This window comes from Saprospiraceae bacterium (genome assembly GCA_016719615.1).
In the GTDB taxonomy this organism is placed as follows: domain Bacteria; phylum Bacteroidota; class Bacteroidia; order Chitinophagales; family Saprospiraceae; genus Vicinibacter.
Map to the genome: position 1 here is coordinate 62,820 of JADJYQ010000007.1, position 26,928 is coordinate 89,747.

At 40.7% G+C, this 26,928-nt stretch carries 20 protein-coding genes and 2 pseudogenes; 8 read left to right on the forward strand and 14 right to left on the reverse strand.

Going from position 1 to position 26,928, the window contains the following annotated elements:
• The first annotated feature begins 4 nt into the window (after window positions 1–4).
• From IPM92_14790 to rsmA, 3 genes are all read left to right on the forward strand, one after another.
• The gene (locus tag IPM92_14790; protein ID MBK9109596.1) at window positions 5–775 is read left to right on the forward strand and encodes an alpha/beta fold hydrolase; all 771 of its coding nucleotides are present in this window, start codon (window positions 5–7) and stop codon (window positions 773–775) included.
• Window positions 776–856: 81 nt separating this feature from the next.
• Window positions 857–1,561 (forward strand): SDR family oxidoreductase, encoded by a 705-nt coding sequence (locus tag IPM92_14795; GenBank protein ID MBK9109597.1) that lies wholly within the window; start codon window positions 857–859, stop codon window positions 1,559–1,561.
• Complete coding sequence (rsmA, locus tag IPM92_14800; GenBank protein ID MBK9109598.1) at window positions 1,558–2,337, forward strand: ribosomal RNA small subunit methyltransferase A; 780 nt, start codon at window positions 1,558–1,560, stop codon at window positions 2,335–2,337. The genes IPM92_14795 and rsmA overlap by 4 nt, the downstream gene beginning before the upstream one ends.
• 147 nt (window positions 2,338–2,484) lie before the next feature.
• Here the strand turns inward: rsmA and IPM92_14805 are convergent, their stop codons facing one another.
• The 4 genes and pseudogenes from IPM92_14805 to IPM92_14820 form a co-directional block, all read right to left on the reverse strand.
• Window positions 2,485–2,865, reverse strand: coding sequence for a hypothetical protein (locus IPM92_14805; GenBank protein MBK9109599.1), 381 nt, complete (start codon window positions 2,863–2,865; stop codon window positions 2,485–2,487).
• 188 nt (window positions 2,866–3,053) lie between these two features.
• Window positions 3,054–5,731: pseudogene (gene infB / locus IPM92_14810) on the reverse strand (translation initiation factor IF-2).
• A gap of 46 nt (window positions 5,732–5,777) precedes the next feature.
• Entirely contained in the window at window positions 5,778–7,013 is a 1,236-nt protein-coding gene (gene nusA, locus IPM92_14815) for a transcription termination/antitermination protein NusA (GenBank protein MBK9109600.1), read from the reverse strand.
• Window positions 7,014–7,017: 4 nt separating this feature from the next.
• Complete coding sequence (locus IPM92_14820) at window positions 7,018–7,488, reverse strand: ribosome maturation factor (GenBank protein ID MBK9109601.1); 471 nt, start codon at window positions 7,486–7,488, stop codon at window positions 7,018–7,020.
• Between the two features lie 168 nt (window positions 7,489–7,656).
• Between IPM92_14820 and mqnC the strand changes: the two genes are divergently transcribed.
• The 3 genes from mqnC (at window position 7,657) to IPM92_14835 (ending at window position 10,112) form a co-directional block, all read left to right on the forward strand.
• On the forward strand, window positions 7,657–8,805 hold the full coding sequence (gene mqnC, locus IPM92_14825; GenBank protein MBK9109602.1) for a dehypoxanthine futalosine cyclase: 1,149 nt from the start codon (window positions 7,657–7,659) through the stop codon (window positions 8,803–8,805).
• A 9-nt stretch (window positions 8,806–8,814) separates the two neighbouring features.
• On the forward strand, window positions 8,815–9,666 hold the full coding sequence (locus tag IPM92_14830) for a purine-nucleoside phosphorylase (protein MBK9109603.1): 852 nt from the start codon (window positions 8,815–8,817) through the stop codon (window positions 9,664–9,666).
• A 224-nt stretch (window positions 9,667–9,890) separates the two neighbouring features.
• A complete protein-coding gene (locus IPM92_14835; protein ID MBK9109604.1) occupies window positions 9,891–10,112 on the forward strand; it encodes a hypothetical protein in 222 nt (73 codons plus the stop codon).
• A 251-nt stretch (window positions 10,113–10,363) separates the two neighbouring features.
• Here the strand turns inward: IPM92_14835 and IPM92_14840 are convergent, their stop codons facing one another.
• Window positions 10,364–10,810 (reverse strand): hypothetical protein, encoded by a 447-nt coding sequence (locus IPM92_14840; protein MBK9109605.1) that lies wholly within the window; start codon window positions 10,808–10,810, stop codon window positions 10,364–10,366.
• Between the two features lie 174 nt (window positions 10,811–10,984).
• Here IPM92_14840 and uvrA point away from each other — a divergent pair.
• Window positions 10,985–13,830, forward strand: a pseudogene (gene uvrA, locus IPM92_14845) (excinuclease ABC subunit UvrA).
• An 89-nt stretch (window positions 13,831–13,919) separates the two neighbouring features.
• On the opposite strand, the gene IPM92_14850 reads toward uvrA, so the two are convergent.
• From IPM92_14850 to IPM92_14865, 4 genes are all read right to left on the reverse strand, one after another.
• The gene (locus IPM92_14850) at window positions 13,920–15,707 is read right to left on the reverse strand and encodes a CHRD domain-containing protein (GenBank protein MBK9109606.1); all 1,788 of its coding nucleotides are present in this window, start codon (window positions 15,705–15,707) and stop codon (window positions 13,920–13,922) included.
• 161 nt (window positions 15,708–15,868) lie between these two features.
• On the reverse strand, window positions 15,869–16,819 hold the full coding sequence (locus IPM92_14855; protein ID MBK9109607.1) for a transketolase family protein: 951 nt from the start codon (window positions 16,817–16,819) through the stop codon (window positions 15,869–15,871).
• 220 nt (window positions 16,820–17,039) lie between these two features.
• Window positions 17,040–17,879, reverse strand: coding sequence for a transketolase (locus tag IPM92_14860; protein ID MBK9109608.1), 840 nt, complete (start codon window positions 17,877–17,879; stop codon window positions 17,040–17,042).
• Window positions 17,880–18,084: 205 nt separating this feature from the next.
• Window positions 18,085–18,687 (reverse strand): esterase family protein, encoded by a 603-nt coding sequence (locus tag IPM92_14865; protein MBK9109609.1) that lies wholly within the window; start codon window positions 18,685–18,687, stop codon window positions 18,085–18,087.
• Between the two features lie 150 nt (window positions 18,688–18,837).
• Here IPM92_14865 and IPM92_14870 point away from each other — a divergent pair, with 150 nt between their 5' ends.
• A complete protein-coding gene (locus tag IPM92_14870) occupies window positions 18,838–19,806 on the forward strand; it encodes an acyltransferase (GenBank protein ID MBK9109610.1) in 969 nt (322 codons plus the stop codon).
• A gap of 211 nt (window positions 19,807–20,017) precedes the next feature.
• Here IPM92_14870 and IPM92_14875 read toward each other — a convergent pair whose 3' ends face one another.
• The 5 genes from IPM92_14875 to IPM92_14895 all read right to left on the reverse strand — a co-directional run bounded on the left by IPM92_14875 (window position 20,018) and on the right by IPM92_14895 (window position 26,797).
• On the reverse strand, window positions 20,018–20,941 hold the full coding sequence (locus IPM92_14875; GenBank protein MBK9109611.1) for a UDP-3-O-(3-hydroxymyristoyl)glucosamine N-acyltransferase: 924 nt from the start codon (window positions 20,939–20,941) through the stop codon (window positions 20,018–20,020).
• 10 nt (window positions 20,942–20,951) lie between these two features.
• Complete coding sequence (polA, locus tag IPM92_14880) at window positions 20,952–23,729, reverse strand: DNA polymerase I (GenBank protein MBK9109612.1); 2,778 nt, start codon at window positions 23,727–23,729, stop codon at window positions 20,952–20,954.
• 706 nt (window positions 23,730–24,435) lie between these two features.
• The gene (locus IPM92_14885) at window positions 24,436–24,852 is read right to left on the reverse strand and encodes a hypothetical protein (GenBank protein MBK9109613.1); all 417 of its coding nucleotides are present in this window, start codon (window positions 24,850–24,852) and stop codon (window positions 24,436–24,438) included.
• Window positions 24,853–25,040: 188 nt separating this feature from the next.
• Window positions 25,041–25,280 (reverse strand): transposase, encoded by a 240-nt coding sequence (locus IPM92_14890; protein ID MBK9109614.1) that lies wholly within the window; start codon window positions 25,278–25,280, stop codon window positions 25,041–25,043.
• Between the two features lie 464 nt (window positions 25,281–25,744).
• Entirely contained in the window at window positions 25,745–26,797 is a 1,053-nt protein-coding gene (locus IPM92_14895) for a DUF3078 domain-containing protein (GenBank protein MBK9109615.1), read from the reverse strand.
• Between the last annotated feature and the right edge of the window lie 131 nt (window positions 26,798–26,928).

Below are 26,928 nucleotides of genomic sequence, written 5' to 3' on the forward strand. Positions count from 1 at the left end.
GAAAGTGAAGGCCGGGATTTTAAATAGTAAACAACAGGGAAGTGGTCATGTTCTGATCATACTCCATGGACTCTTTGGTTGCCTCGATAACTGGCAATCCATGGCTCGAATGCTCAGCGAATATTTTACGGTCATCACAGTGGATCTCCGCAATCACGGGAAGTCCTTCCATCATCAAACGATGAACTACCGCGTCATGGCCGATGACTTACTGGATTTTATTCATTTTCATCAAATACCAGATTGTTACCTTATGGGGCACAGCATGGGTGGAAAAGTCATTTTGGATTTACTCAGCAGAGATTGGCAGACTCAGCACAAAGTGATGATTCTCGACATTGCACCGAAAGCCTATCCCGACGTTCACCTCAATATTTTCGAAGCAATGAAGGATTTACCTCTACATCAATTGAACACGCGACAAGAATTGGATCATTTTCTTTCTAATTCTATTCAAGAATTTTCGATACGCCAATTTATTCTCAAAAATGTGGATCGCGATGAATCGGGCCGATTCAACTGGAAATTAAATTTGGAAGTCCTGCATCAAAATTATCATGAAATCTCAAAAGCCATAACATTTGACAAAGTGATCTTCAATGAAATTTGTTTTGTGAGGGGTTCGCATTCGAATTACATCACTGATTTGGATATCATTGAACTCAAATCCACCTTTCCAAATTCAAAATTTGAAACGATCCTTACTGCCGGACATTGGATCCATGCAGATCAGCCACAGGCATTAAAAAATACAATAATGAAATTTTTTAAATAATAAAGGTCCCATGAAATTTTGCATTTTTAAACAAGACCTTTGGTTTAACGTTTCTAAAATACATCAAATAAACATAATAACATGGATATTCAAAACGCAATTGTCCTCATCACCGGCGGTAGTCAGGGCATCGGGCTCGAGACCGCAAAACTCCTTGTTTCCGAAGGCGCTCAGGTGGCCATCTGTGGGCGCAATAAACAAAAACTGATGGAAGCATCGCAATTAAGCGGAGCTTACCCAATTCAGGCAGATGTAAGCAGGGAAGATGAAGTCACAGATCTTATACAGGCTGTCATTGATCATTTCGGTGGCTACAACGTTTTAATCAACAATGCAGGTTATGGCTATTTTGATTTGATTCAAAATCTGGATTTAAATAAGTTTCGTCAGCTTCTCGAAACCAATTTATTGGGAGCTACCGCTTGTGCCAAAGAATCAGCAAAATATTTTATAGAAAAAGAATACGGCAATATCATAAATATAGCTTCCACCGCAGCAAAATCAGGCTTTCCTGCAGGTAGCGCTTATTGTGCCTCCAAATTTGCCTTGACCGCACTTACAGAATGTTGGAGAAATGAATTGCGGAAATACAACATCCGGGTCATGCAGATCAATCCCAGTGAAGTGCAGACAGATTTTGTAGTCAACAGTGGAAGACCCGAACGGCCGTTCAATGAAACAAAGTTGCAATCTGCAGAAATTGCACACAGCATTTTGAGCATGTTGCAAATGCACGATCGTGGATTTATCACTGAACTGACAGTTTTTGCAACCAATCCTCAATGAGATATCCCGATGCCAAAAAATCCTTTGGGCAGCATTTCTTAAAGGACCAGAATGTACTGGAAAAAATGGTCGAAATTCTAAAAGTATGGGATACGCCCAATTTGATAGAGATCGGACCCGGGACTGGAGCCCTCACCAAACGATTGTTAGTTTTGGGTAAAAATCTACGTTGCATCGAAGCTGACAGGGACATGCAGGCTTACCTTATGACCCATCATATATTGAACGAAGAACAACTCGTGAAAGCAGATGTTCTGGATATAAATCTCAAAGAATTATTTCCGGATCAGGATTTCATACTCTGTGGCAATTTTCCATATAATATTTCTTCACAGATTCTCATTCAAACGCTATTCAATGCAGACCGCATTCCTCATATGATCGGTATGTTTCAAAAAGAAGTAGCCATGCGCATTATTGCTAAACCAGGCACAAAAGATTACAGTTCGATCAGTGTACTCAACCAGTTATTATACGATCCGGTGAAGTGTTTTGACATTCCGCCCGGTGCTTTTCAACCACCGCCAAAAGTGATGTCATCAGTTGTCCATCTCCGCAGAAAAGAGCCTTTGATGGATTTGCAGTTGTTTAAAAATATTCAGAAACTGATTAGACACGCATTCCAGTTCAGGCGAAAAACGCTCCGCAATAATTTAAAATCATACGTACAAAATATAAACTTGCTGGAAGGAAAATATTTTGACCAACGGGCAGAAGCATTGTTGCCGGAGGAGTTTATAAAATTATATACTCAATTAAAAAGTATAGAAGCCTAAAATGACTTGCTAGTTATAAACAAATTTTCAATTATTCTTCACGACTCAAATCAATCAAATGACAATTTGATGCATTACTGGAGTAAGTTTCAAATTTAAAAAGTCTGGAACATCTTCTTTTTGTGCCATTGAATAAATATTTTCAGATTAATTTTTTTTACTCCTTTTATCCAATTCCCCTAAAGCCAAAATAGGTTGGTAAGATTTTAATTCAATGACTCTGAATCCAAAGGGTCTTCCTCTATAAACAAAGTTGGTCATCGCGGTGCCTCCCTGTCCAGCAATCTGAACATTGATCTCCAGCTTACTTAGTAATTCGCCATCGTATTCCATTTGCGGATAACTCAAGCTGATGCCTTTAAGTCCTACAACGACCCGAATAGAATCCAACAGGCTTTTTGACATTTGTCTTCCGAAATGCACTTCAACGCTATTGTCTTCAATAAATAAAGCATGTGGCTGGGGTTTCGGAGTGCAGGAAGTATAAAGTATCCCGGCCATACAAAATAACATTATGATTTTTTGCATTTGTTATGAATTTGATATGCCAATAAAGATATGCAATAGATTCAAAATATTGATCCTGCATTTATTAAAACCTGGCAATTTGATACTGGAATAAGGATTTCATTGATTGAATCGCAATTCTATGCAACTCTAAAATTGTACAGCTTGTAAAAAAATCATAGCTGAACAGCCCGATTTTAAGCTTTACTTTAGCTGAGTTTCTGTTTCACTTCTGTGATTTCAACAGCCTCAATGATGTCGCCTACTTTGATGTCATTGAAATTTTTAATGGTGATACCGCATTCCATATTTTCCTTCACTTCCTTGACATCATCTTTAAAACGTTTCAATGATGAAATCTCTGCTGTGGCGCCTTCGCGGTTAGGATAAACGACAATTCCATCACGTATAATTCTGATCGGATTATTACGTGCCAACTTCCCTTCAATGACCATACATCCTGCAACTGTTCCAACTTTTGAAACTTTGAAAACTTCCCGGATTTCAACTTGTCCGACGATTTTCTCTTCTTTCGTTGGTTCCAGCATCCCTTCCATAGCTGCTTTTATCTCATCAATGGCTTCATAGATGATAGAATACAATTTGATCTGTACGCCTTCTTTTTCAGCCAATGTTCTTGCCCCTAAAGTAGGCCTTACCTGGAAACCAATAACGATGGCATCTGATGCAGATGCAAGGAGGATGTCTGATTCTGCGATAGGCCCTACCGCTTTATGAATAACACTTACCTGTATTTTTTCGACTGATAATTTGATCAATGAATCTGAAAGGGCTTCCACCGAACCATCTACATCTCCTTTGACGATTAACTTCAATTCCTTGAAATCTCCCAATGCCAGACGGCGTCCGATCTCATCCAAAGAAATTCTCTTCGCAGCGCGTGTGGCCTGCTCTCTGTTGATTTGCATTCTGCGGCCTGCAATCAATCTAGCTTCACCTTCATCTTCCATCACTTTGAATTTTTCACCTGCCGTAGGTGCTCCAGGCAATCCTAAAACAAGTACAGGAGTTGCCGGTGGTGCCTTCGTCAATTTCTGAGCGCGCTCATTAAACATCGCCTTGACCTTGCCTGCATGTTCCCCAGCTAAAATAAAATCTCCCGTTTTTAAAGTACCGTTTTGGACCAATAATTTAGTTACATAACCTCGCCCTTTATCCAATGAAGCTTCGATGACAGTTCCTATTGCCGGTCTTTTCGGATTTGCTTTCAGATTCAACACCTCCGCTTCCAATAATATTTTTTCAAGTAAAGACTCGATACCTAATCCTGATTTTGCTGATATATCCTGCGATTGATATTTTCCGCCCCATTCTTCGATCAGCAAATTCATTTGGGATAATTCATTTTTAATGCGGTCCGGATCAGCGCCGGCTTTATCTACTTTGTTGATGGCAAAGACCATAGGTACTCCCGCTGCTTGTGCATGCGATATAGCTTCTTTGGTTTGAGGCATTACGTGATCGTCTGCAGCAATAATAATCACTGCTATATCCGTGACTTTGGCACCACGAGCACGCATCGCTGTAAAGGCCTCGTGACCAGGGGTGTCCAAAAAGGTTATAGGTTTGTGATCGGGTCCTACTTTTACTTCATAAGCTCCAATATGCTGTGTAATTCCACCTGCTTCTCCTGATGCCACGTTTGCTTTTCGAATATGGTCGAGCAAAGATGTTTTTCCATGATCTACGTGCCCCATTACCGTCACGATCGGGGAACGTTCAACCAAATCTTCAGGATCATCTACAATTTCTTCCTCATCATCAACGCTTTGCTCTTCCGCACTGATGAATTCAATCTTATGCCCGAATTCTTCAGATAATATTTCAATTACTTCTGCATCCAATCTTTGATTGATGGATACGATGATACCCATGTTCATACAAGTCATGATAACATCAGAAACGGGTACATTCATCAAATTGGCTAACTCTGAAACTGTGACAAACTCAGTAAGTTGAATTGCAGAAGCATCTTCAGCAGATTGCCTGATGTTCTCTTTCTCGCGCATTTCTTCGCGTTTGTCCCTTCTGATCTTTTGCCTTTTGTTTCTTCCACCTTGATGCAGTTTGGCCATAGTAGCCCTGATCTGATCTTCAATTTCTTTCGTAGAAACTTCTTTGACCTGTGGTTCATTCGGACGATGACCTGGCCTTCCTCCTCTGTCATCTTGTTGGAAATCTGTAGTGTTAACTTTTTTGCGTTTTCGTTTCCGCTTCTTTTTATCAGCTTCCGTTTCAACTTTCTTAGCCGGACCTGGACCGGCAGCAGGAGCGGGTTTTTTAGCTTCTTCTTTTTTCTTACTGCTGTCTTTTAATTTACTTGAATCAATTTTGCCCAAGATTTTGAGTCCTTGCAATTGAGGCGCTTCTATCCGTGTAATTTCCTCTTCTATCACGACAGGTGCTTCGGGCACTACTGGGGCAGGAATTTCGACAACCGTTTCCGCCTCTTCTTTTTCTTTTTCTTTTTAGGTTTGGCTTCCGGATTTTCAAGATCTATTTTACCAACGACCGTTAGTTTAGGTTTATCTTCTTCTTCGACTTTAGCCGTGATCACCTCCTGAGGTTTCGACACAGGTTTTTCAACCGGAGGCGGAGGCGGAGGGGGCGTTGGATCTCCAAAAAGATTTACGGTGACTTTTGGTTTTTCTTTGACAACAACAGGCGTTGCCAATTTCTGCAACTGATCAGCCTGTTCCTTTTCCTGAATGTCCTTCTGGAATTCTTTCAGCAGCTCGGTATACATCTCATCGGTAACTTTTGCTGTTGGCTTGTTCTCAATCTCAAAACCTTTCTTCTGCAAAGCTTCCACAACTGTGCTCAGTCCGACGTTAAACTCCGTTGCTACTTTAAATAATAATTTCATTCCTTGCGTTTACCAATACTCAGCTTGTCATTAATTTTTCAAGCTATCAATCTTTTAATTCTTCTTCTAATATTTTGATAACATCCATTACGGTCTCTTCTTCGAGATCGGTTCTTCTTACCAATTCCTCAACACTTAAATTCAAAACACTTCTCGCGGTGTCGCAACCGATTTTTTTAAATGCATCGATTACCCATTCGTCGATCTCATCTGTGAATTCATCCAGATCAACATCATCTATTTCGCCCTCATCCTGGTCTCTGTATACATCGATTTCATAACCTGTAATTCTGGAGGCCAATTTAATATTAGCTCCTCCTTTCCCAATTGCCAAAGACAGCTGATCTGCTTTTAAGTATACACTGGCTTTTTTATTGGCTTCGTCAATTTCTATGCTACTGATCTTAGCAGGAGTCAAAGAACGTTGTATATAAAGATTTAGGTTATTTGTAAAATTGACGATATCTATGTTTTCATTTCTCAATTCTCTCACGATACCATGAATCCGGCTCCCTTTCATACCTACGCAGGCACCTACCGGATCAATGCGATCATCAAATGATTCAACAGCCACTTTTGCACGTTCTCCGGGGATACGCACAATTTTGCGAATCACAATGAGGCCGTCTTCAATTTCCGGAACTTCCTGCTCCATTAGTCTTTGCAGAAAGCTGGGATCTGTTCTCGAAAGAGTAATGTAAGGCTGATTGTTTTTGAGTTCGACTTTTTTAATGACAGATCTGACGATATCTCCTTTGCGAAAATGATCGCCCCGAATGGTTTCCGTTCTTGGCAAGATCAATTCATTATTGGTAGCATCATCGATGATTAAAAATTCTTTCTTCAATACCTGATTCACTTCCCCGATCACCAATTCTCCTTCGCGTTCTGAATATCTTTTATAGACATCGTCTTTCTCGAGTTCCATAACACGAGAAACCAATGTTTGTCTGGCGGCCATAATGGCACGGCGACCAAAATCATCTAGTTCCAATTGTTCGTAACATTCCAGACCAACTTCATAATCTTCATCTATGGCCATGGCTTCAGAAATGGCAATTTCCTTCAAATCGTCCGTTACCTCGCCATCCGGTACAATCTTGCGGATACGCCAGATCTCGAGGTCTCCTTTTTGTGTATTGACGATGACGTTAAAATTTTCGTCAGAAGCGTATTTCTTGCGAATCATCGAACGGAACACATCCTCCAATACCCGCATCATCGTGGGTCTGTCGATATTTTTTCCCGCTTTAAATTCGGCAAAAGTTTCTACAAGTTTCATTGTACTAAATTTTTATTACAATTTTTGCTTCTGCAATAGCCGTATAAGGCAATTGCATTTCTATATTTTCTTTAATCTTTTTCTTACCTTCTTTTCTGATCTCTTCTCTTCCCAAAGTCAGCAAACTTTCATCAGCGTCGAGAATTGTGCCTTGTGTCAGACTTCCGTCAGCCAGTTTGACTTGTAGCTCCCGGCCGATATTCTTTACATATTGCCTGGGATACATCAGGGGTCGGGTTAGTCCGGGAGATGAAACTTCGAGGATGTAGTCTGGCCCAAACCAGGCTTTCTCATCAAAATACTTCTCTAAGTAACGACTTAGCTTTTGGCATTTTTCAAAATTCATGCCGCTATCACTGTCGACAAACACCCGCGTGGTCTTGCCAAACTGTTCGATGGTCACTAAAAAACAATCGCGAAAGCTTTCTTCCTGAAATTTCTTAGCGAGGAGATCCTGAATTTCTTCTGTATACATGAGCTCAGGTATTAAAACAAAAAAAGGGAACTTTTCCGTCCCCTCCTCTTAAAAGCCGCACAAAGGTAATACTTTTTTAGCGGATTACCAAGATTTTAAACTCGCATATTCATTTAGAAAACAATATGTTTGCGGGCGCTGTTTAGCTTGTTTAGACTTCTTTTGGAAATGCCATTCAACCATCAAAATTTACTCGTAAGGGCCTTAAATAAGGAATTTTTAAGTGCCGCAGAGGGTTTATGGCTGTTTCAAAACGCTCCAACGGCCGAATTAATGCATACGGCCCACCAATTAAGATGCCTTCAAGTCCCCGGAAATAAGGTGGGTTGGATCATCGACCGCAACAGTAATACCACGAATGTTTGTGTTGCAAACTGCAAGTTCTGTAATTTTTACAGGCCCCCGGGCCATGTCGATTCATATATCACCAGTCTCGAAGAATACCGCCAAAAAATCGAAGAAACCTTTCGATTGGGTGGCAGACAGCTCTTGCTTCAGGGTGGCCACCATCCGGAACTTGGACTCGATTTTTATTGCCGGCTATTTGCAGATCTCAAAAAGATGTTTCCAGATCTCAAATTACATGCCCTTGGACCTCCGGAAATCGCACACATCTCTAAACTCGAAAAATCGACGCATACGGAGGTTCTAAAAGCCTTGAGAGACGCCGGTTTGGATAGCTTACCGGGTGCCGGAGCTGAGATTTTATCAGACCGGGTCAGGAGATTGGTTTCCAAAGGCAAATGTGGCGGGCAGGAATGGCTGGATATTATGCGGGCAGCACATCAGCTGCATATCACAACTTCCGCTACCATGATGTTCGGACATGTGGAGACATTGGAAGAACGGATGGAACACCTCGTGCTCATCCGTCAGGTCCAATCTGAAAAACCAAAAGATGCCAAAGGATTTCTGGCATTTATACCCTGGCCCTTCCAGGATGAAGGGACCATGCTCAAAAGACTCAAAAGAGCCCGAAACGCTTGTACTGCCGATGAATACATACGAATGATCGCCATTTCAAGGATCATGCTTCCCAATATTCTGAATATTCAGGCCTCCTGGCTCACCGTAGGTAAGCAAACAGCACAGGTATGTTTGTATGCCGGAGCAAACGATTTCGGCAGTATCATGATTGAGGAGAATGTCGTTTCAGCAGCAGGTGCAGCACATAGATTCACCGCAAGTGGAATTCAGAAAGCTATACGGGAAGCAGGTTTTGAACCGCAACTGAGAAATCAGGAATACGAAGCCCTGGATTGGAACCCAAGCATAAAAGATCAAGAACTGGACCACAGTCAATTACTAGTAGACTAATAACGAATCATGTCTGAACTCTTCCAACAAATAGAAGAAAGTACTGCTTTTTTGAAAGCCAAACTCGGCCAAATACCGGAAATCGGGATCATCCTTGGAACCGGACTCGGTAATATTTCGGATCGAATGGAGAAGATTAAAGAGATCTCTTTCAAACTTATTCCTCATTTTGCGCCACCCACTGTCGAAAGCCATAGCGGAAAAATCATCCTTGCGCAATGGGGTTCACAACAGGTCCTCATTCTTTCCGGTCGCTTGCATTATTACGAAGGCTATTCAACTCAGGAAATCACCTATCCCATAAGAGTTTTGAAAGAAATCGGAATCAAACAACTTTGGATCACCAATGCCAGTGGTTCCGTAAATCCCGAACTACATGCGGGCGATGCCGTTTTTCTGGAAGACCACATTAATTTCCATCCTGAAAATCCCCTCCGCGGACATTATGACCCAAGAATGGGTGTGCGCTTCCCGGATATGTCGGAAGTCTATAACCGCGAATTATTAAATAGGGCTCAACGCTGTTGCGAAAGTCTGAATGTTCCTTTCCGCAAAGTAGTCTATTTTGGTTTACAGGGACCCAGCCTTGAAACGCCTGCAGAATACCGGATGATCCGAATCCTTGGCGCAGACATCGTAGGCATGTCGACCGTTCCGGAAGTTATTGTCGCACATCAATGTGGACTCAAAATTTTTGCGGTTTCACTGGTCACCAATTCTTGTCCGGATGATGTCGCCTATGAAAAAACGAGTCTGGAATCAGTACTCCAGGTTGTAGATCAAAATGCTTCTAAAATTTACGATATCATTGAAGCGATGTTGAGGGAAGAGGGGGGGGGAAGTAGTCTGATAGTCTGTTAGTCTGTTAGTCTGTTAGTCTGTTAGTCTGTTAGTCTGTTAGTCTGTTAGTCTGTTAGTCTGTTAGTCTGTTAGTCTGTTAGTCTGTTAGTCTGTTAGTTAACAACGCGAACTAACGTATGTTAGTTCAATAAATTTCAATTATTTTTTAATTATTTTTCTGAACTTTACTCGTTGCGAAAATTTTGTTATTGGCATCATTTGGAATGGGTTGAAACCCATTCCAAATGATGGTTTCAGGTTTAAATCTTGTTCCATTGGAATCCGTTTTCAAATTAACTTTTTTGGGATTCCATCTAAGTTTCCGGCTGAAGCCGGCATTGTGGTTTGATATCTTGTTCAATAAAAGTATAAAAATAATTCAACGGGATACGGTAGGCATTGGAAACGGCATACAGGGAGGGCATGAAGTTTTTATATTTGGTTTATTCAGTATTGACTACACTTAACTCTTTACCATTGACAATTGACTTTTGATCCTCCGTCCCGTAGGGACAAAATATCGGTAGCTCAATTCGATTACGGAAATCGCATGCCCTAACATGGATTATAGAGTATAGAGTATAGAAAAACGACTTATTATACTAACGTACGTTTGTTAGTTGCATCATCTATCATCTCCCGACATCATCATGTTGTTGTTAAAAAGTAACATCTTCATGTCGGGACATCCATAATCCATAATCTATCATCCACAATCCTATCTTCTCCACAAAATCAAGTCCGTCCTCGGTGGTTCCAGTCCGGCTTCGCGAATGGATTTTGCGATTTGCCCGCGATGGTAAGACGAATGATGGGATACGTGCGTAAGGATATCCATCAATTTTGATTCGTATACTTCTGTTCCGGAAATGGGCGTATATGAAATCAATTGGTCCAATTCCATGGTATTCAGGATGTCATCTATTTCCGTATTATTTTTAGCGCTGAGTTTTTCCAATTCTTCCAAAGGAAGTGTGATCCAAAACTCATAATCAAAGGGTTGTTTCAAAATTCTGTGTTGCCAAACATGTTGAGTCATGAGCACATGGGTAAACATTTTATAAGCATAATCTGAAATTTGTTGCTTTTCAGGATACAGTACTTCCATTACTAATTTATTGGCAGCATCTTGATAAGAAAACAAGTCTCTTAAATATTTTTTCATTTTGGCTTTTTTTTAAAACTCCTTAAAGGTAATTGGGAATCCGGAACTGAGAAAATTTTGAATTTAGCATTTTAAAAAAATTAGGTTTTCCTGATTTAAAATCTTTTAAGCAAAGTCTGGAATCTTCAAAACCATTCTTTATTTGAGGCGTTTAGTTTTAACTTTGCCGGCCCCATGGAATTTATAGAACAATACCCTGAATTAGAATGGATCACCATCACCGGTGCAGCTGAGCATAATCTCAAGCAGGTATCCTGTAAGATTCCCAGAAACGAACTTGTGGTCATCACGGGTATCTCGGGTAGCGGCAAATCTTCTCTGGCCTTTGACACGCTTTATGCAGAGGGCCAACGGCGTTATATGGAAACCTTTTCCCATTACGCACGCCAGTTTATCGGCAATATTGAACGTCCTGAGGTCGAGCGAATTGAAGGCCTGAGTCCGGTCATTTCGATCGAACAAAAGACTACGGGTTGGAATCCCAGATCTACGGTTGGTACCATAACCGAAATCTACGATTTGTTCCGTTTGTTGTATGCCAGGGCTGCAGATGCTTATTCACATGCCAGTGGCGAAAAAATGGTCCGCTATTCTGAAGAGCAAATGCTAGAATTGATCCAGGACCAATTCAACCATCAAACCGTGAGTATCCTGGCTCCAGTTGTGCGATCCCGAAAAGGTCATTATCGCGAATTGTTTGATCAGATCCGGAAACAAGGCTTTAGTAAAGTTCGCATAGACGGAGAGATTACCGATTTAAGTCCGGGAATGCAGGTTGACCGCTTTAAAATTCACGATATCGAAGTCCTCATCGATCGCCTTCAGGTCACACCCGGAAAATCTGAACGGCTTCAATACAGCGTTCAGACTGCACTCAAAATCGGGCAGGATGTGTTGTTTATTCTATTACCCGATGAAAAAAAGATATTTCCATTCAGCAAACGTTTGATGGATGCAGTATCCGGCATTTCTTATGATGAACCCTCTCCGAATAGCTTTTCTTTCAATTCTCCTTACGGAGCTTGTCCGGAATGTAAAGGCATTGGATCAGTATTCGAAATCGATCTGAAGCAAGTCATCCCTGATGATGAAAAAACCATCAATGAAGGCGGTATTGTACCACTTGGTGAGCAAAGGGAAAATTACCTGTTCCGGCAACTCAAACAAATCGCCGAACGACATAAGTTCACATTTTCTATACCCATTAAAAAAATCCCCAAAAAAGGTCTGGACACTGTCCTTTACGGGGGTGATGATAGTTACCCCAATCCGAATCCTAATGGCTGGTATGAAGATAGTTTTCACCTGGCCGCTGAAGGATTGGTCAACATGCTGAAAAGGTGGTATAGAGAAACCAGTTCTGAAAAAATCCGTCGCTTTGCCGAAGATTTTATGATCATTACCGATTGCCCTGTTTGCAAAGGCAGCCGGTTGAAAAATGAAAGCCTCTATTTCAAACTGGCCGATAAAAACATCAGCGAATTGGCCAATATGGATATCTCCGATCTAAATTTATGGCTTATAAATGTTGAAGATCGACTGAGCGAACGACAACGCATTATTGGCAAAGATATTTTAAAAGAGATCCGTGCCCGTGTAGGCTTTTTGGTATATGTAGGTCTTGATTATTTATCCCTGAACCGAACGGCCGTTAGTTTGTCAGGCGGCGAATCACAACGGACGCGATTGGCTACACAAATTGGTTCACAGCTTACCGGAATTACCTATATTCTGGATGAACCTTCTATCGGATTACATCCACGCGACAATCAGCGTCTGATCAAATCCCTGAGAGAACTTACCGATATTGGCAACACTGTGATCGTCGTAGAACACGATAAAGAGATCATGCAAGCTTCTGATTACATCATCGACCTCGGACCCGGAGCCGGCGTGCACGGAGGACATATTGTCGCCGAAGGCAAACCGGAATCTTTCATTCAACAACACTCGCTCACGGCTGAGTACCTAGCCGGAAAACGCGAAATCGCTATACCCAAAAACAGAAGATCCGGAAACGGAAAACACCTCATCCTTCGCGGGACGCGCGGAAATAATTTAAAAAATCTCAGCATCAAATTTCCGTTGGGCACTTTTATGTGCATCACCGGGGTTTCCGGAAGTGGAAAGTCATCTCTTATTAATGAAACATTGTATCCTATACTGAGAGAACATTTTTACAATAGTTTGCAAAGGCCTTTGAACTACGATGTTATAGAAGGCCTGGAACATCTCGACAAAGTCATTGAAATTGACCAGGAACCCATAGGCAGAACTCCGCGGTCAAATCCGGCTACCTACACCGGCGTGTTTACAGAAATTCGCAATCTGTTTACCGAATTGCCGGATGCAAAAATACGCGGTTACAAAGCAGGTCGCTTTTCATTTAATGTCAAAGGCGGAAGATGCGAAACCTGCGAAGGTGCAGGAATGAAAGTGATTGAAATGAATTTCCTTCCGGATGTACACGTGCACTGCGAAACCTGTAATGGAAAAAGATATAATCGGGAGACCCTGGAAATCCTGTACAAAGGAAAATCTATTGGCGAAGTATTAGAATTAACCGTAGAAGATGCGGCAGTATTTTTTGAAAATGTTCCCAGAATTTATCGCAAACTCAAAACACTGGTCGATGTGGGGCTAAGCTACATCACACTTGGACAGCAGGCCACAACATTATCCGGAGGAGAAGCCCAACGCGTCAAGCTGGCCGAAGAACTTTCCAAAAAGACACCGGCAATACACTTTATATATTAGATGAACCCACTACCGGATTGCATTTTGAGGACATCCGGCAATTGATTGACGTCTTGCAAAAACTCGTAGATCGCGGAAATACGGTAATGGTCATCGAACACAATCTCGATGTGATCAAAGTAGCAGATCTTATCTTGGATCTGGGGCCGGAAGGTGGTAAAAAAGGAGGACAGATTGTGGCATATGGAACGCCAGAACAACTAACGACCGTTAGTGAATCGTTTACGGGACAGTATTTGAAAGCGGAGATGGCTAGAAGATGATGGGGATGTGTTGCCCGCAGATTTCGCAGATTTATTTAATTTGATCTGCGTCCGAATCTGCGATATCTGCGGGAAACTCTTCCAATGTTTTATATTTTTACAAATTTGATGACATGTGAGCTGATGCCCTTTTCTTTTATATTTAAGAAATAGAAACCGGGTTTCAGATCTTCAACTGGAAACTGATGTTTGGATGTACCGGAAATCACATTTAGATCCCAACTTTGCAAACCTTGTCCGTTGAGATCCTGGATGACAATTTCACTATCCACATTTCTAAGACTTTCCAAATGGAGAAACAGCATGTGACCGACCGGATTTTGCATTAATTGCACAGCTGAAATATCCGTTTGTACAGTTCCGACATTGATGGCGCATGATAAAGCTCTTCTGATTTGCCCGCGAATTTCACCGGGCGGGTTGGCAGCTGTGTGCACATTGACATAAGCGCCATCATTTCTAATTTTGGCTGCGACAGTGCCTGGTATTTCGACAACTCCTGCAGCATAAGGATTAGGAACATCCAATGGAATTAATATAGACCCATTCACTCCAAAACCTGCATCGTGGATGTGTGCAGAAACGGCATCTCCATTTAAATCAGTTGAAAACAGGGTATATTCCAACTCCGTAGCAGCTTTATTGATAGCAACATGGGATGCCCCATAAGCCGGTACATTCTTTTTAGGTACTTCCTGGTCTCCACAAAGATCAAAAGCATATACATCCAATAAATTATTTTGAATTTGCCCGCGAATTTCACCAGCTGGATTGGCAGCTGTATGTATGTTAAAATACAATTCGTCTTTCAGGAAAGCTTGTAGTTGAATTGGAGTAAGTGCTGTCGAACCAGTGTATACACCTGGAAATCCAGTCGCCGTCAATGGCGCAACCACAGGTCCACTCTGTCCTGCACGAGCTTGATGGATATGGGCATCCGTCGCAATAAGGCCTTCAGAAATTACCAAATAAAACAGCGTGTCGATAGACGGATATCCAAGCACTCCATAGCCGTATCCTCTGGCTGCTGTTGCAACCGCTGGTGTTTCCTGATCGCCGTTCAAAAAAGCATTACCACTGAAAATGGCAGGAAGCTGAACTTGTCCACGGATTTCTCCATTCGGATAAGCAGCTGTATGAATATTCACATACACCCCTGTATCATAAGCGCTAAATATTAAGTCAATAACTGTGAGTTGATCCGTAATTGTCCCGCTGATAAAAGTTCCTGCATTTAAATCGGTTAAAACAGTTCCGTTGGTGGCTGCATCTCCTCTGTGGATATGAGCAGCTGTAGGTGGCCCGGTCAGGTTTATAGGCATAATTTGGTATTCCACGCGAGTGAGATTGGGTGAAAATCTCAAAACGCCCAGCCCAATACCCGGAGAAGGGACCGCTGGAATTTGATTTGCACCCAAGAGTACTACAGGCATAATCAATTCAGATCTCCAATCCAATTGACCTCTGATCTCACCGCCCGGAAAAACACTGGAATGCAGGTTCACATACAATCCACCAGTCGTAGCAAGTTCTAAAAATAATGCCGGCGTAGGAACTTTGGCTTTGATGCGATGACCTGATACAAAACTACCGAGATTAAGAAAAACAGGACCATTGGTGGCTCGATCTCCAACATGAATATGACATCCTGTGATATTGCCAGTGATATTTGAAAACGCTCCATGAATTTCTATTTCACTTAAATCTTCAGATAAAAGAAAGGTAAATAAACCACTTGCGTCTGTTCGCACCATGGGTATTTCATTGTCGCCATTCATTTCAGCCACAAACAATAATTGCCCGTTTTGGCCTACAAGCTGTGACCAACCACAAAAACTAATAAAAATTGATAAGAAATAAGTAATTCTCGTTTTCATTAAAATGAATTTAAGGTGATGATTGTAATAAAACAGCTTGATGGGTTAGTAGATGAAACCCTGCATTACAAAATTAAACATTTAAATGGGAATTATTGGAAATTTAACATTTCTACAAATGTGGGCATACAGCAAATAAATTGGAAAAACTTAATAAACTATTAGGCTATCAATGAAGCAACTGCATGCATGACATCAGATTTACCAAGGCCGTATTTGTCCAACAACTCAAGCGGTTTGCCGGACTCTCCAAAAGAATCGTTTACGGCAATATATGCTTGTCTGCATGGGTATTTTTGAGCAAGCAATTGGGCGACAGAATCACCCAATCCACCATTGCGTTGGTGTTCTTCACAAGTCACTACGCGTTTGGTTTTCATGACTGAACTTAGTATTGCTTCTTCGTCAAGAGGTTTGATCGTGTGTATATTGATCAATTCGCAATCTATATCTTGTTTTTCCAATTCCCTGGCGGCCTCCAGGGCAATCCAAACCAAATGTCCGGTTGCAATGATCGTAATGTCCCTTCCTTCTTTGAGAATTTGTGCCTTGCCAAATTCAAACTCTTGCTCTTCTAAAAACACCGGCCAATCGGGTCGGCCAAAACGGAGATACACCGGACCCTGATGATCAGCAATAGCCAATACCGCCTTCCTTGTTTGAGAAGCATCAGCAGGAACTACAACACTCATCCCCGGTAACATCTTCATCAAACCAATATCTTCCAAAATCTGATGCGTTGCTCCATCTTCGCCTAAAGTCAGGCCAGCATGCGAAGCGCAAATTTTTACATTTTTTTCTGAATATGCGATGGACTGACGGATCTGATCATAAACCCTTCCAGTGCTAAAGTTTGCAAACGTACCGGTATATGGAATTTTACCCACTGTAGCCATGCCAGCAGCCATGCCAATCATATTCGCTTCAGCGATGCCTGTTTGAAAAAATCGCTCCGGAAATTCTTTTTCAAAAGCATCCATTTTTAAAGATCCGATCAGGTCTGCACATAATGCGACCACCTCATTATTTTTTCTTCCCAATTCCAGCAAACCCTCACCAAATCCATTTCGAGTTGCAGATTTTTTTGTTGATTGATATATATCCCAGGCCATTTGTTATTAATATTAAATTATAGAACAGATTCTTAGGCGAAAGGTGAAAGTTATAAGGATCATGAGAAGATTAAAATTTATCACGTGATTTACTTTCCCTTATTACAAACTTAAACTCTTTTACTTTTAACTACTAACAACTGATAACTGCCAACTTCTTCATGGTACTCCTTCTCCTCTATGCTTTAGACTTTTCGCTTTAGTCTTCTCCCCTGCTTACTCAAAAGTCTCCCAGCGTTTCCTCCAACTGCGCCAGAGCAACTTTAGTTTGTTCGTCATTAGGGGCTACCCCATGCCATTTATGTGTGCCCATCATAAAATCAACACCAAAGCCCATGATGGTATTCATTAAAATCACTATGGGTTTTTGCTGATTTGCTTTGGAAATAGCTTTTTCTATGCCTGCCACAACTTCTGTCATATCATTTCCATTCATATGAAGAAGGTCCCAGCCAAAACTCCGCCATTTAGCTTCCAGATCGCCCAGGTCCATTACTTTTCGGGTTGGACCATCGATTTGTTGCCCATTCCAGTCGACGGTGACAATGATGTTATCTGTTTTGTAATGTGCTGCTGCCATTGCTGCTTCCCAAACCTGGCCTTCCTGTAACTCTCCGTCGCCTGTCAGTACATAAACCAAATGTGGATCTCCGTTTATTTTCTTAGCCAAAGCTGCGCCTAGCGCGACGCTTAATCCCTGTCCCAATGAACCCGATGCAACGCGGACTCCGGGCAATCCCTCATGAGTAGTGGGGTGACCCTGCAGTCGGGAATTTATTTGACGAAAGGTATTGAGCTCATCAATTGGAAAATAATTACTTCTTGAAAGAACAGAATAAAAGACCGGCGATATATGTCCATTGGAAAGAAAAAACAAGTCTTCGCCATGACCTTCCATTTTGAAAGGCAATTCTTTTCGCAAAAACTTGAAATACAGTGCCGTCAAGAAATCAGCACATCCCAAAGAGCCACCAGGATGGCCGCTTGCGCAACGATTGGTTTGGCGAATGATATCCCTTCTGACCTGGCTTGCTATGCGTTTGAGACCGTCAACATCCATAAGTGGAGCAAAAGTAGCTAAAGAATGGAAAATAGCTCACAAAACACTGACCCATCGCAAAAAATACATATTTTTTTTTCCATATGACTTCTTTGAAAATGACTATCCAGGTCGTTTAGTCCATTGGTTTGCAAAGTAATAAACCTGGTTTTCGATAGCCTTGATCCAATAAGGAATGTCATGGCCGCCGGGACCCTCATGGTATTCACAAGGTATATTCAGGGTTTTTTTTCCAAATCTTTTCATTCCCTTTGAGCGGTCCAAATACTTCCTGCAAGTTCCATTCGTCCGAAAAAGGGAGTATATCCAAAGCTCCGCTGATACTTCCTGCTATTCCAAATACATCCGGTTGATTTAAAGCCAAATATATGGCCCCATGTCCGCCCATACTAACGCCCGTTATCCCCCTATAAGTTTTGTCTTTCATACTTGGATAATGATCGTCTACATATTTTACTACTTCTCTAGCGATGTAGGTTTCAAATTTACTGTTTCTCCTGACCGGACTATTTACATACCAGCTTGAATAGTCTCCATCGGGACATACAATGATAATCCTATGATCATCTGCCCAATTTTTTAATTGCGATTCAATATAGTTCCATCCGGCATAATCGCTGCTGTGGCCATGCAATAAATACAAGACCGGAAATTTCTGTTGGGTCTTTTTTTCAATTTCCGGTTTAAAAATTAAAGCTGGAAAAGATTTATTCATTGACCTACTGTAGATTTGAACGGTATCCACTTTAGCGGCATTTGAAGATACAGCCAGCCAGCCACTCAAAAATAGCAATAAGCATTCTTTCATAAACTTTTGATTGAAGCATTTTTCATACATTAGGAATAAAGATATTAAAACCGCAGAATTTTATCTTCAAGCCAAATTAATTGTTGGATTTTGTCCATGAATTAAAAACATTTAGTGCAAGATGCAAAGGGTTTTATACATTTGAGGCTTATGCAGGGAAAACACCTGTATTCTATTGATATGTTGCGGGGCCTGGTGGCCTTGCTCGTTTGTTTATACCATTTCACTGAAGGCTTCTTTCCGGAAGAGCATGTTTTTAGATTTATTTTTTCGAAAGGTTATCTTGGGGTAGAAATTTTCTTCGTCATCAGCGGCTTTGTCATTCCTTTTACGATGTACAAATCCCAATATGTACATTCGAAGGCTCAAAATTTCATGCTTAAAAGATTGATTCGCATAGAACCACCCTATTGGTGCAGTATTGTTTTAATTTTTATCATTGACTATTGTGCTACTTTTTTCAAACATTACAAAGACAAGGAAATTGATTTTGAATGGACAGAATTATTGTACCATCTTTTGCATATCAATGATTTCTTAGGAACTCCTTGGTTGAAAGGTATATACTGGAGTCTGGCCATTGAGATTCAATATTACTTGCTCATGGCTGTCATTTTTCCATTTTTATTATTCAGAAAAACCTGGACAGCTACGCTGGTACTCTTTTGTTTTTGCATGGGTCGCTGGATCAATGCAGATGAGCTTGTACTTTATTATGGATGCCATTTCGCCACGGGTATTGTACTTTTTAACTATTACATAGGGGACCTCAATACAAAACAAGTTTGGATCGGACTCTTTATTTGTTTCGGACTTACTTTTTGGTGTTTTGATATTTATCATTTATCTGCAGTGGTGGGTTCTTCCATATTTATACTCTATTTTAATAAAATGATTCGCCCTTTGGTCTTTCTTGGAAAAATTTCATATTCCTTTTACCTGATACATATTCAAATCGGATGGACGCTCATGGATGTATTGCGAAGAACTTATCCGGACAGCAAGCTCTTTCAAAACCTGCTCATCAGTATCGCAGCAACAATTTTTGCATCCTGGATTTTTTACATCATCATTGAAAAGCCCAGCCACCGATGGGCTAAGAAGTGGGATACAGATTAAAGATGCATCGTATTATAAAAATGCTCACCTCACCCCCGACCACTGAGCGGAGAGGGGAGGAATTTTATGATTTATTGAAATTCACGTTGCACGAGTGTAAGGAAAACTCCGTTTTCTTTACGGACGATAAATTGACTTTTATTTATTTTGTTCTCGCTTTTTAAGGGGTGTACTGACCACAAGCATCCACACACTCCCTTTTCTTCACTCATCACTTTCTGTAATCCTTCGCCATCATTTTCAAAGTCGCCATTTCCTTCATCATTTCCCTTGCTTCTTCACAAGGCGCCCCCAAATAGTTTTTTCCAGCTTCGAGATCTTTTCCAACGCCTGATTTCGCTAGCAAGGTCACGCGATGGCCAATTTTTAAATTTTGCGCGACACCTACTTGTCCATACATAGTCACCCAATCGCCGACGATGGTTTTGCCTGCAATTCCGACCTGTGCTGCCAACAAACAATGTTTGCCAATGACAACGCCATGTCCGATATGCACCTGGCAATCAATTTTAGTTCCTTCACCAATGATCGTATCTCCGCTTACCCCTTTGTTGATTGTCGTTCCTGAACCCACATCGACGTGATCATGAATGACTACGCGACCACAGGATCTCCATTTCCGAAACCCGGCTGAAGTTTTTTTGAAATAGAATGCTTCTGTTCCAATAAGAGCACCCGGCTGAATGTTTACGTGTTGCCCTATTACTGTATATTCTCCAATGACACTGTTGGCACCAATGTAGCTGTTGGCTCCAATCACTACATGATGGCCTATAAAAACATTGGAATCGATATGTGAAGTAGGATGAATCCAGGCATTGTCGGAAATTAACTTATGCTGGTTTACAACAGGTCTGTACTCAAGCGCCAGTTGATTATAAACTTCAAAGGGCTGATCGGTTATCAATAAAGTTTTTCCTTCTGGACAATCCGTTTCCTTATTGATTAAAATGGTCGTTGCGGCAGAGTTTATCGATTTAGCATAATATTTTTCGACATCTACAAACGTGAGATCACCTTTTCGCACTTTATGTATTTCATTGATCCCAAAAATGAGTTGGTCTTTTTGACCAATGATTTTCATCTGAAATCGCTCGGCCAAATCTTTTACGGATAATGCTTGTGCTAATTGCATACTTTAAAATTTAATGCGCTTCCAACCAATTATTTCCAAATCCGATACCTACCTCTATGGGAACTTTTAGTTCCGGGATCGCATGTTTCATTTCGTATTGAACCATCTGCTGCATGATATCTAATTCGCTCTTTGGTACATCAAAAACCAATTCATCGTGGACCTGTAGTATCATTTTCGATTCCAGTTTTTCTTTTCGCAAGCGATCGTGAATGTGAATCATCGCTAATTTGATCATATCTGCTGCGGTACCTTGAATCGGTGTATTGATGGCCACCCGCTCCGCGTTGGTTCGTGCCAGGGCATTTTTAGAATTGATATCGCGCAAGACTCTTTTGCGACCCAACATCGTCGTGACATAGCCATTACTTCTCGCATTATCGACCACATTGGCCATATAAGCTTTTAATCCACTATAGGTTTTAAAATATTGATCGATCAAATCTTTGGCTTCTGTTCGACTGATGTTCAATTGTCTTGATATATTGGTAGAACCGGCACCATATAAGATTGAAAAATTCACAGTTTTAGCATTGCGTCGCTGATCACCGGTGACTTGATCATAATCGACATTATAGACCTTTGCAGCCGTTGCACGATGGATATCCTGTTCCTTAATAAAAGCATCGAGCATCATTTCTTCATTCGCTATCTCAGCAATCAATCTCAATTCTATTTGCGAATAATCTGCCGAAATTAAAACATGATCGGAGTCTCTGGGAATAAATGCTTTGCGGATCTCACGTCCGGCTTCGTCTTTAATGGGAATATTCTGCAAATTGGGATTTTCGCTGGCGAGCCTTCCGGTTGCAGCACGTGCCTGATTAAATGAACTATGTACTCTTCCTGTTTTAGAATTTATCATTAAAGGTAAAGCATCAACATAAGTTGATTTCAATTTTGATAATTTCCGGAACTCAAGAATATCATAGACAACTTCATTTTCTTCTGCCAATTCGCTTAATTTTTCTTCATCTGTGCTATATTGGTTGGTGCTCGTTTTTTTCCATTTGTATGGAATTTTCAATTTATCAAACAACACTTCACCTACTTGTTTGGGGCTTGCAATATTAAAACGCACACCCGCCTTTTTGTAAATCAGTTGCTCGGCGGTATAAATTTGTTTTTCAAGAACTTTCGAATAATCATTCAAAAAATCACCATCGATGCGCACCCCGGCAAATTCCAAATCGCACAATACTTTTACAAGCGGGAGTTCAATTTTTTGCAACACCGTATCCAATTCATTTTTTTGAATTTCATCTTTCAATATCGGAAGCAATTGCAAAGTCATATCAGCATCCTCCGCAGCATATTCTTTAATTTTTTCCAATTCGACATCCCGCATGGAACCTTGTTGAGCACCTTTTTTCCCAATCAATTCTTCGATAGCTACCATTTTGTAATTGAGATAACTTTCGGCGAGATAATCCAGTTTATGCCGCTGATCAGGTTCGATCAGGTAATGGGCAATCATAGTGTCAAACTCCGGAACTGGAAGTTGCACACCGTACCATTTCATCATGAGCATATCGTATTTGATATTTTGTCCGATGAATCTCTTAGAATGATCTTCCAATAGCCCTTTAAATGGTTCAAGCAATTTTTTTGCTTTGATTTGATCCGAAGGAAAAGGTATATAATATGCTTCGCCGGGTTTCCAACAAAAAGACATTCCTACCAGTTCTGCCTGATTGGCATCGATACCCGTGGTTTCCGTATCAAACGAAATGATGGAAGCATCTGAAAGGATTTTTAGTAAATGCGTGATTTCTGCATCGGTTTGGACTAAATGATATGTATGTGGAGTTGAATGAATGTCGTATTCGCCTATTTTATATTCCTTATTCTCTTTCTGATCCAGAGAAGATTCCTGAACTACTTCTTCACCAAACAAGGAAGATTGTGTTGGCTTGAGCGCAGCACCTAAAATGGTATCTGCGAGACTTCTGAATTCAAGCAGCTTAAACAACTCCATCAGACGTGGTTTATCAAAACCCTCAAGCCTATACATTTTTTCGTCAAACCGGATGGGGGCATGGATATCAATGGTTGCGAGTCTTTTACTAAGTATTGCAAGATGTTCGTGCTCAATGATTTTATCCTTGAGCTTACCGGCAACTTTGTCTTTGTTCTGCAATAAATTTTCAATACTATCAAATTCTTCGAGTAGTTTGGCTGCTGTTTTCTCACCTACGCCCGGAATGCCCGGTATGTTATCTACGGCATCACCCATGAGTCCCAGCATATCGATGACCTGATCGACTCTTTTTATTCCCCATGTTTCAGTAATTTCCTTAGGGCCCAATATATCGACTCCATTGCCTTGTCTGGAAGGTTTGTACATAAAGACATGATCTTCGACCAATTGACCATAATCTTTATCTGGAGTGACCATATAAACTTCAAAGCCTTCCTTCGAGGCCTGCTTGGCCAAAGTACCAATCACATCATCAGCTTCGTAAGCTTCGACGGTAACGATAGGTATATTAAAAGCTTTGATGAGTTCTTCGATATAGGGAAAAGCATTGGTGATGTCCTCAGGCTGGGCCTCCCTGTGGGCTTTGTATTCAGGAAATTCTTTATGTCTGAAGGTCGGGCCCGACAAATCAAATGCCACAGCAAGGTGGCTCGGTTTTTCGCGACTGATGATATCCCACAAAGTGCGGGTAAATCCATTAATGGCAGACGTATTTAATCCTTTGGAATTAATCAGAGGGCGTGTGATAAAGGCATAGTGAGCGCGATATACCAGTGCATGGCCATCCAGGAGGAACAGTTTTTTCATAATGCTAAAATGAAGGGTGAAGATAAGGAGAGTTGGAGGAAGTTAGTTGTCCCGACATGAAGTGGCCTTTTATGAAAAATAACTTGCTGATGTCGGGAGTTGATAGTAGTTAGATGTTAGTTGTTAGTTGTTAGTTGTTGGATGTTGGATGTTGGATGTTGGATGATAGTTGTTGGTTTGTCAATGCCTAAATAGGGTTGACCGTTTTGTGTAACTTTTTACTCGAATTATTTGCAGAGAATACATCAAGATTCTGAGGTGTTTTTTGCTCAAAATATATGGGGTTCGATACCCCATATATTTTGTTATTTGCATCAAATGACTCTTTCATCCTCGGTGTTTTTTTGCAATTGAAAGTTATATCCAAATTTTCAAATTCAACAGGACTTAATCTTTGTAACTCTTTATGAGGTTTTTCTAAGTTATAAAGTTGTACACTTCGGTCAACCTCTATAGTCAATTGATGATAATTTTAATATCCTGTGTATCAAATAGTTATTCTTTATGATTCCATTAACCTTCGCTTTACCATTTTCCCAAGCATATTCACACATACTGTTTCTGATTTCATATTTTGCGGTAAGCTCAAAAAGGATTTTGCATAGTATTGTCCACCACCATCGGAATGGAAATTAATTCGCTCATCTTTTGTTTGGCTCGCAACTTTATAGCCATTTTAAGGCTGGCATTGTGGTACAAATGGTCGTTAAATTATCCGACACGTTAGCCCAACAATTCGTCTAGAATAAGCATCAAGGATAAAAGTTAAATAATAAAACCTATTGTTTAATTCAAAATAGGTTATGTCGCTTTGCCAGACTTGATCAACTCGATTGATTTGGAGATCTATAAGCAAATTGTCAAATCGTATAACCCCTGTGTTGTCTGTTGTTCTTGGCCTAAATACTTTCTTAAGGGACATCAAACTATTTTCTTTACAAAAGGCTTCAAAACGGTCCCCGCCCATGGATTCTGGCCGAATTTTATAAAACAGATCACGCACTCCCATCGTAGGGTGATCTTCACGAATTTGGTGTATGAGCCACAGAAGTTGTGCTTCTATTTCTAGATCCCGGTGATTCCTTTCTATTCTTTGATGAACAGATTGTTTGCTGATATTCATTACTCTGTACAACTTATTTAATGAGAATGGATATGCCCTGTCTGAAGTAGCAGATTGTGCTGAAGAATATTTTTTTTAATATCAATCTTGTATGCTTCTTCTGCTAATTCAATCATCTTAGTTTGAAAGTCAATTAGATCTGTTTTGACCAATTACTCGTTCCATTGCAACTTTTTGCTTAAGTTCTATTATTTTTTAGTGTCGGAATTTGTTTCAACAATCATGCGAATTTGGCTTTTAGCTGCACCAAATTTACTCATCCATTTGTATACATTGGTAGGGCTAACCTCGTATTCCTTACAAATTTCACTGACTTTGCTCCTGCCTTGCTCTATCTCGAGAACCTTCGATCGTTTGAAACTTTCTGAAAAATGCCTCGCCATACGCTGCTCAATGCTCATTTTAAATTGCCTTCTAATTGTTGCCATTTTTATGTTTTTTAATGATAAAATATGGTCAACCTATATCAGGCACTGACAGTTAATAGTTTGTCCTGTAGAAGCCTCATACTTTCAATAATTTGCTGATGTCGGGACTGCCAACTTCCTCTTGTAGGCTTGTAGACTTTTCCGACATAAATAAACTTCTTATTTGCAATAACTTTATAATGTCGGGAGGCTTGTAGGCTTGTAGGCTTGTAGGCTTGTAGGCATGTAGGCATGTAGGCATGTAGGCATGTAGGCATGTAGGCATGTAGGCATGTAGGCATGTAGGCATGTAGGCATGTAGGAACCAACACCGACTAACGTATGTTAGTTCAAAAAATATACCGCTCATTTAAATTATTTTTCCTAAGGTATAATACTCAATAATATTGCTTTGAGCTTTGAGCTTTGAGCTTTGAGCTTTGAGCTTTGAGCTTTGAGCTTTGAGCTTTGAGCTGCCAACTCCCTCAAAACCTCCTCGTATACGTCACCAGCAATTGTTCGATAAAATTTATTCTTTTACCGGAACCGTTGATTCCCCCAACTGCATTGGAATCAGTGATGTTGTTAGTTTTATTGTCGTCGTAATAGAGATCCGCTTTGAGTTGCAAGTGAAATCCTTTGAACAATTCATATGCAAATGAATTTTGCCAAACCACATCGATGTTTTGCGGATTGTCCAGATAATCTGAAAACAAGTTTAATTCACTACTTACATTTAGTTTCTCAAAATACCTGTGTTTGTATCCGGCTTTCAACATGGCTCCCAATGCAAATTTTGAAGTTTCGTATTCTGTATTGCTACCTTCTTTTAATGCGGTGCCATGTATGCCTAGATTGGCTATGTTTTGATCGCTGATGATCGTGATTTGTCCGCCCACAGGCGAAAAGAAGATCTGCCAGTCTTTACTTTTTGAATATTCGATGCCGGGGGCGATTGTAATAAGAGCCGGCGAAAAAAGTTTTGAAACCAAATCGGTTTTGTAGGGTGCTACATTCAACTCTTTCATATAAATTAATTGTGATGCTGAATCTACATAACTATTGAGCAATTGTGTGCGCAATCCGAGATCCAGTGCAAAGGCCCATGCCGATGATTCGTTAAATTTATATCCCAGATTGGAATTCAGCTGTAACATATCGAGTGCTTTGCGAAAGGGTTGTTTTTCATTTGAGTTTGCATTGATCGTACCGGATCCCGTTCTCTCTGCTGAAAAATTAAATAGAATATCGTTTTTCCATTGGAACAATCCCATTTTAAATTTTGAATTGCAATTTATTGCACCACCGAAACCTAAACGACTGTTACCGGCACCGGGATATGGATTGATGTTTAGCAGTTGTCCAAGATCCATACCAATCGCTGCTTTATGCAACCAACCTTCCTTGTCTTCCAGATTTGTCTCGGATTTGAGTTTATCCATTCTCTCTTTTTCCTGAGCTGCCCTTTGTTCATCCACCTGCGAGTAAAGAAACGATGAACAAAACATGAATACACTTACTACCATTAGATTTTTCATATGCATTTAATTTATATTTGAATTCCGGCCAAAGATCATGAATTCTTAAATGGTTTCCAACGGTAAAGGACAAATTCACCTAACCCCCAGCCTCTCGCCACGAGGCGGAGAGGGGCAGGGGGTGAGGTGAA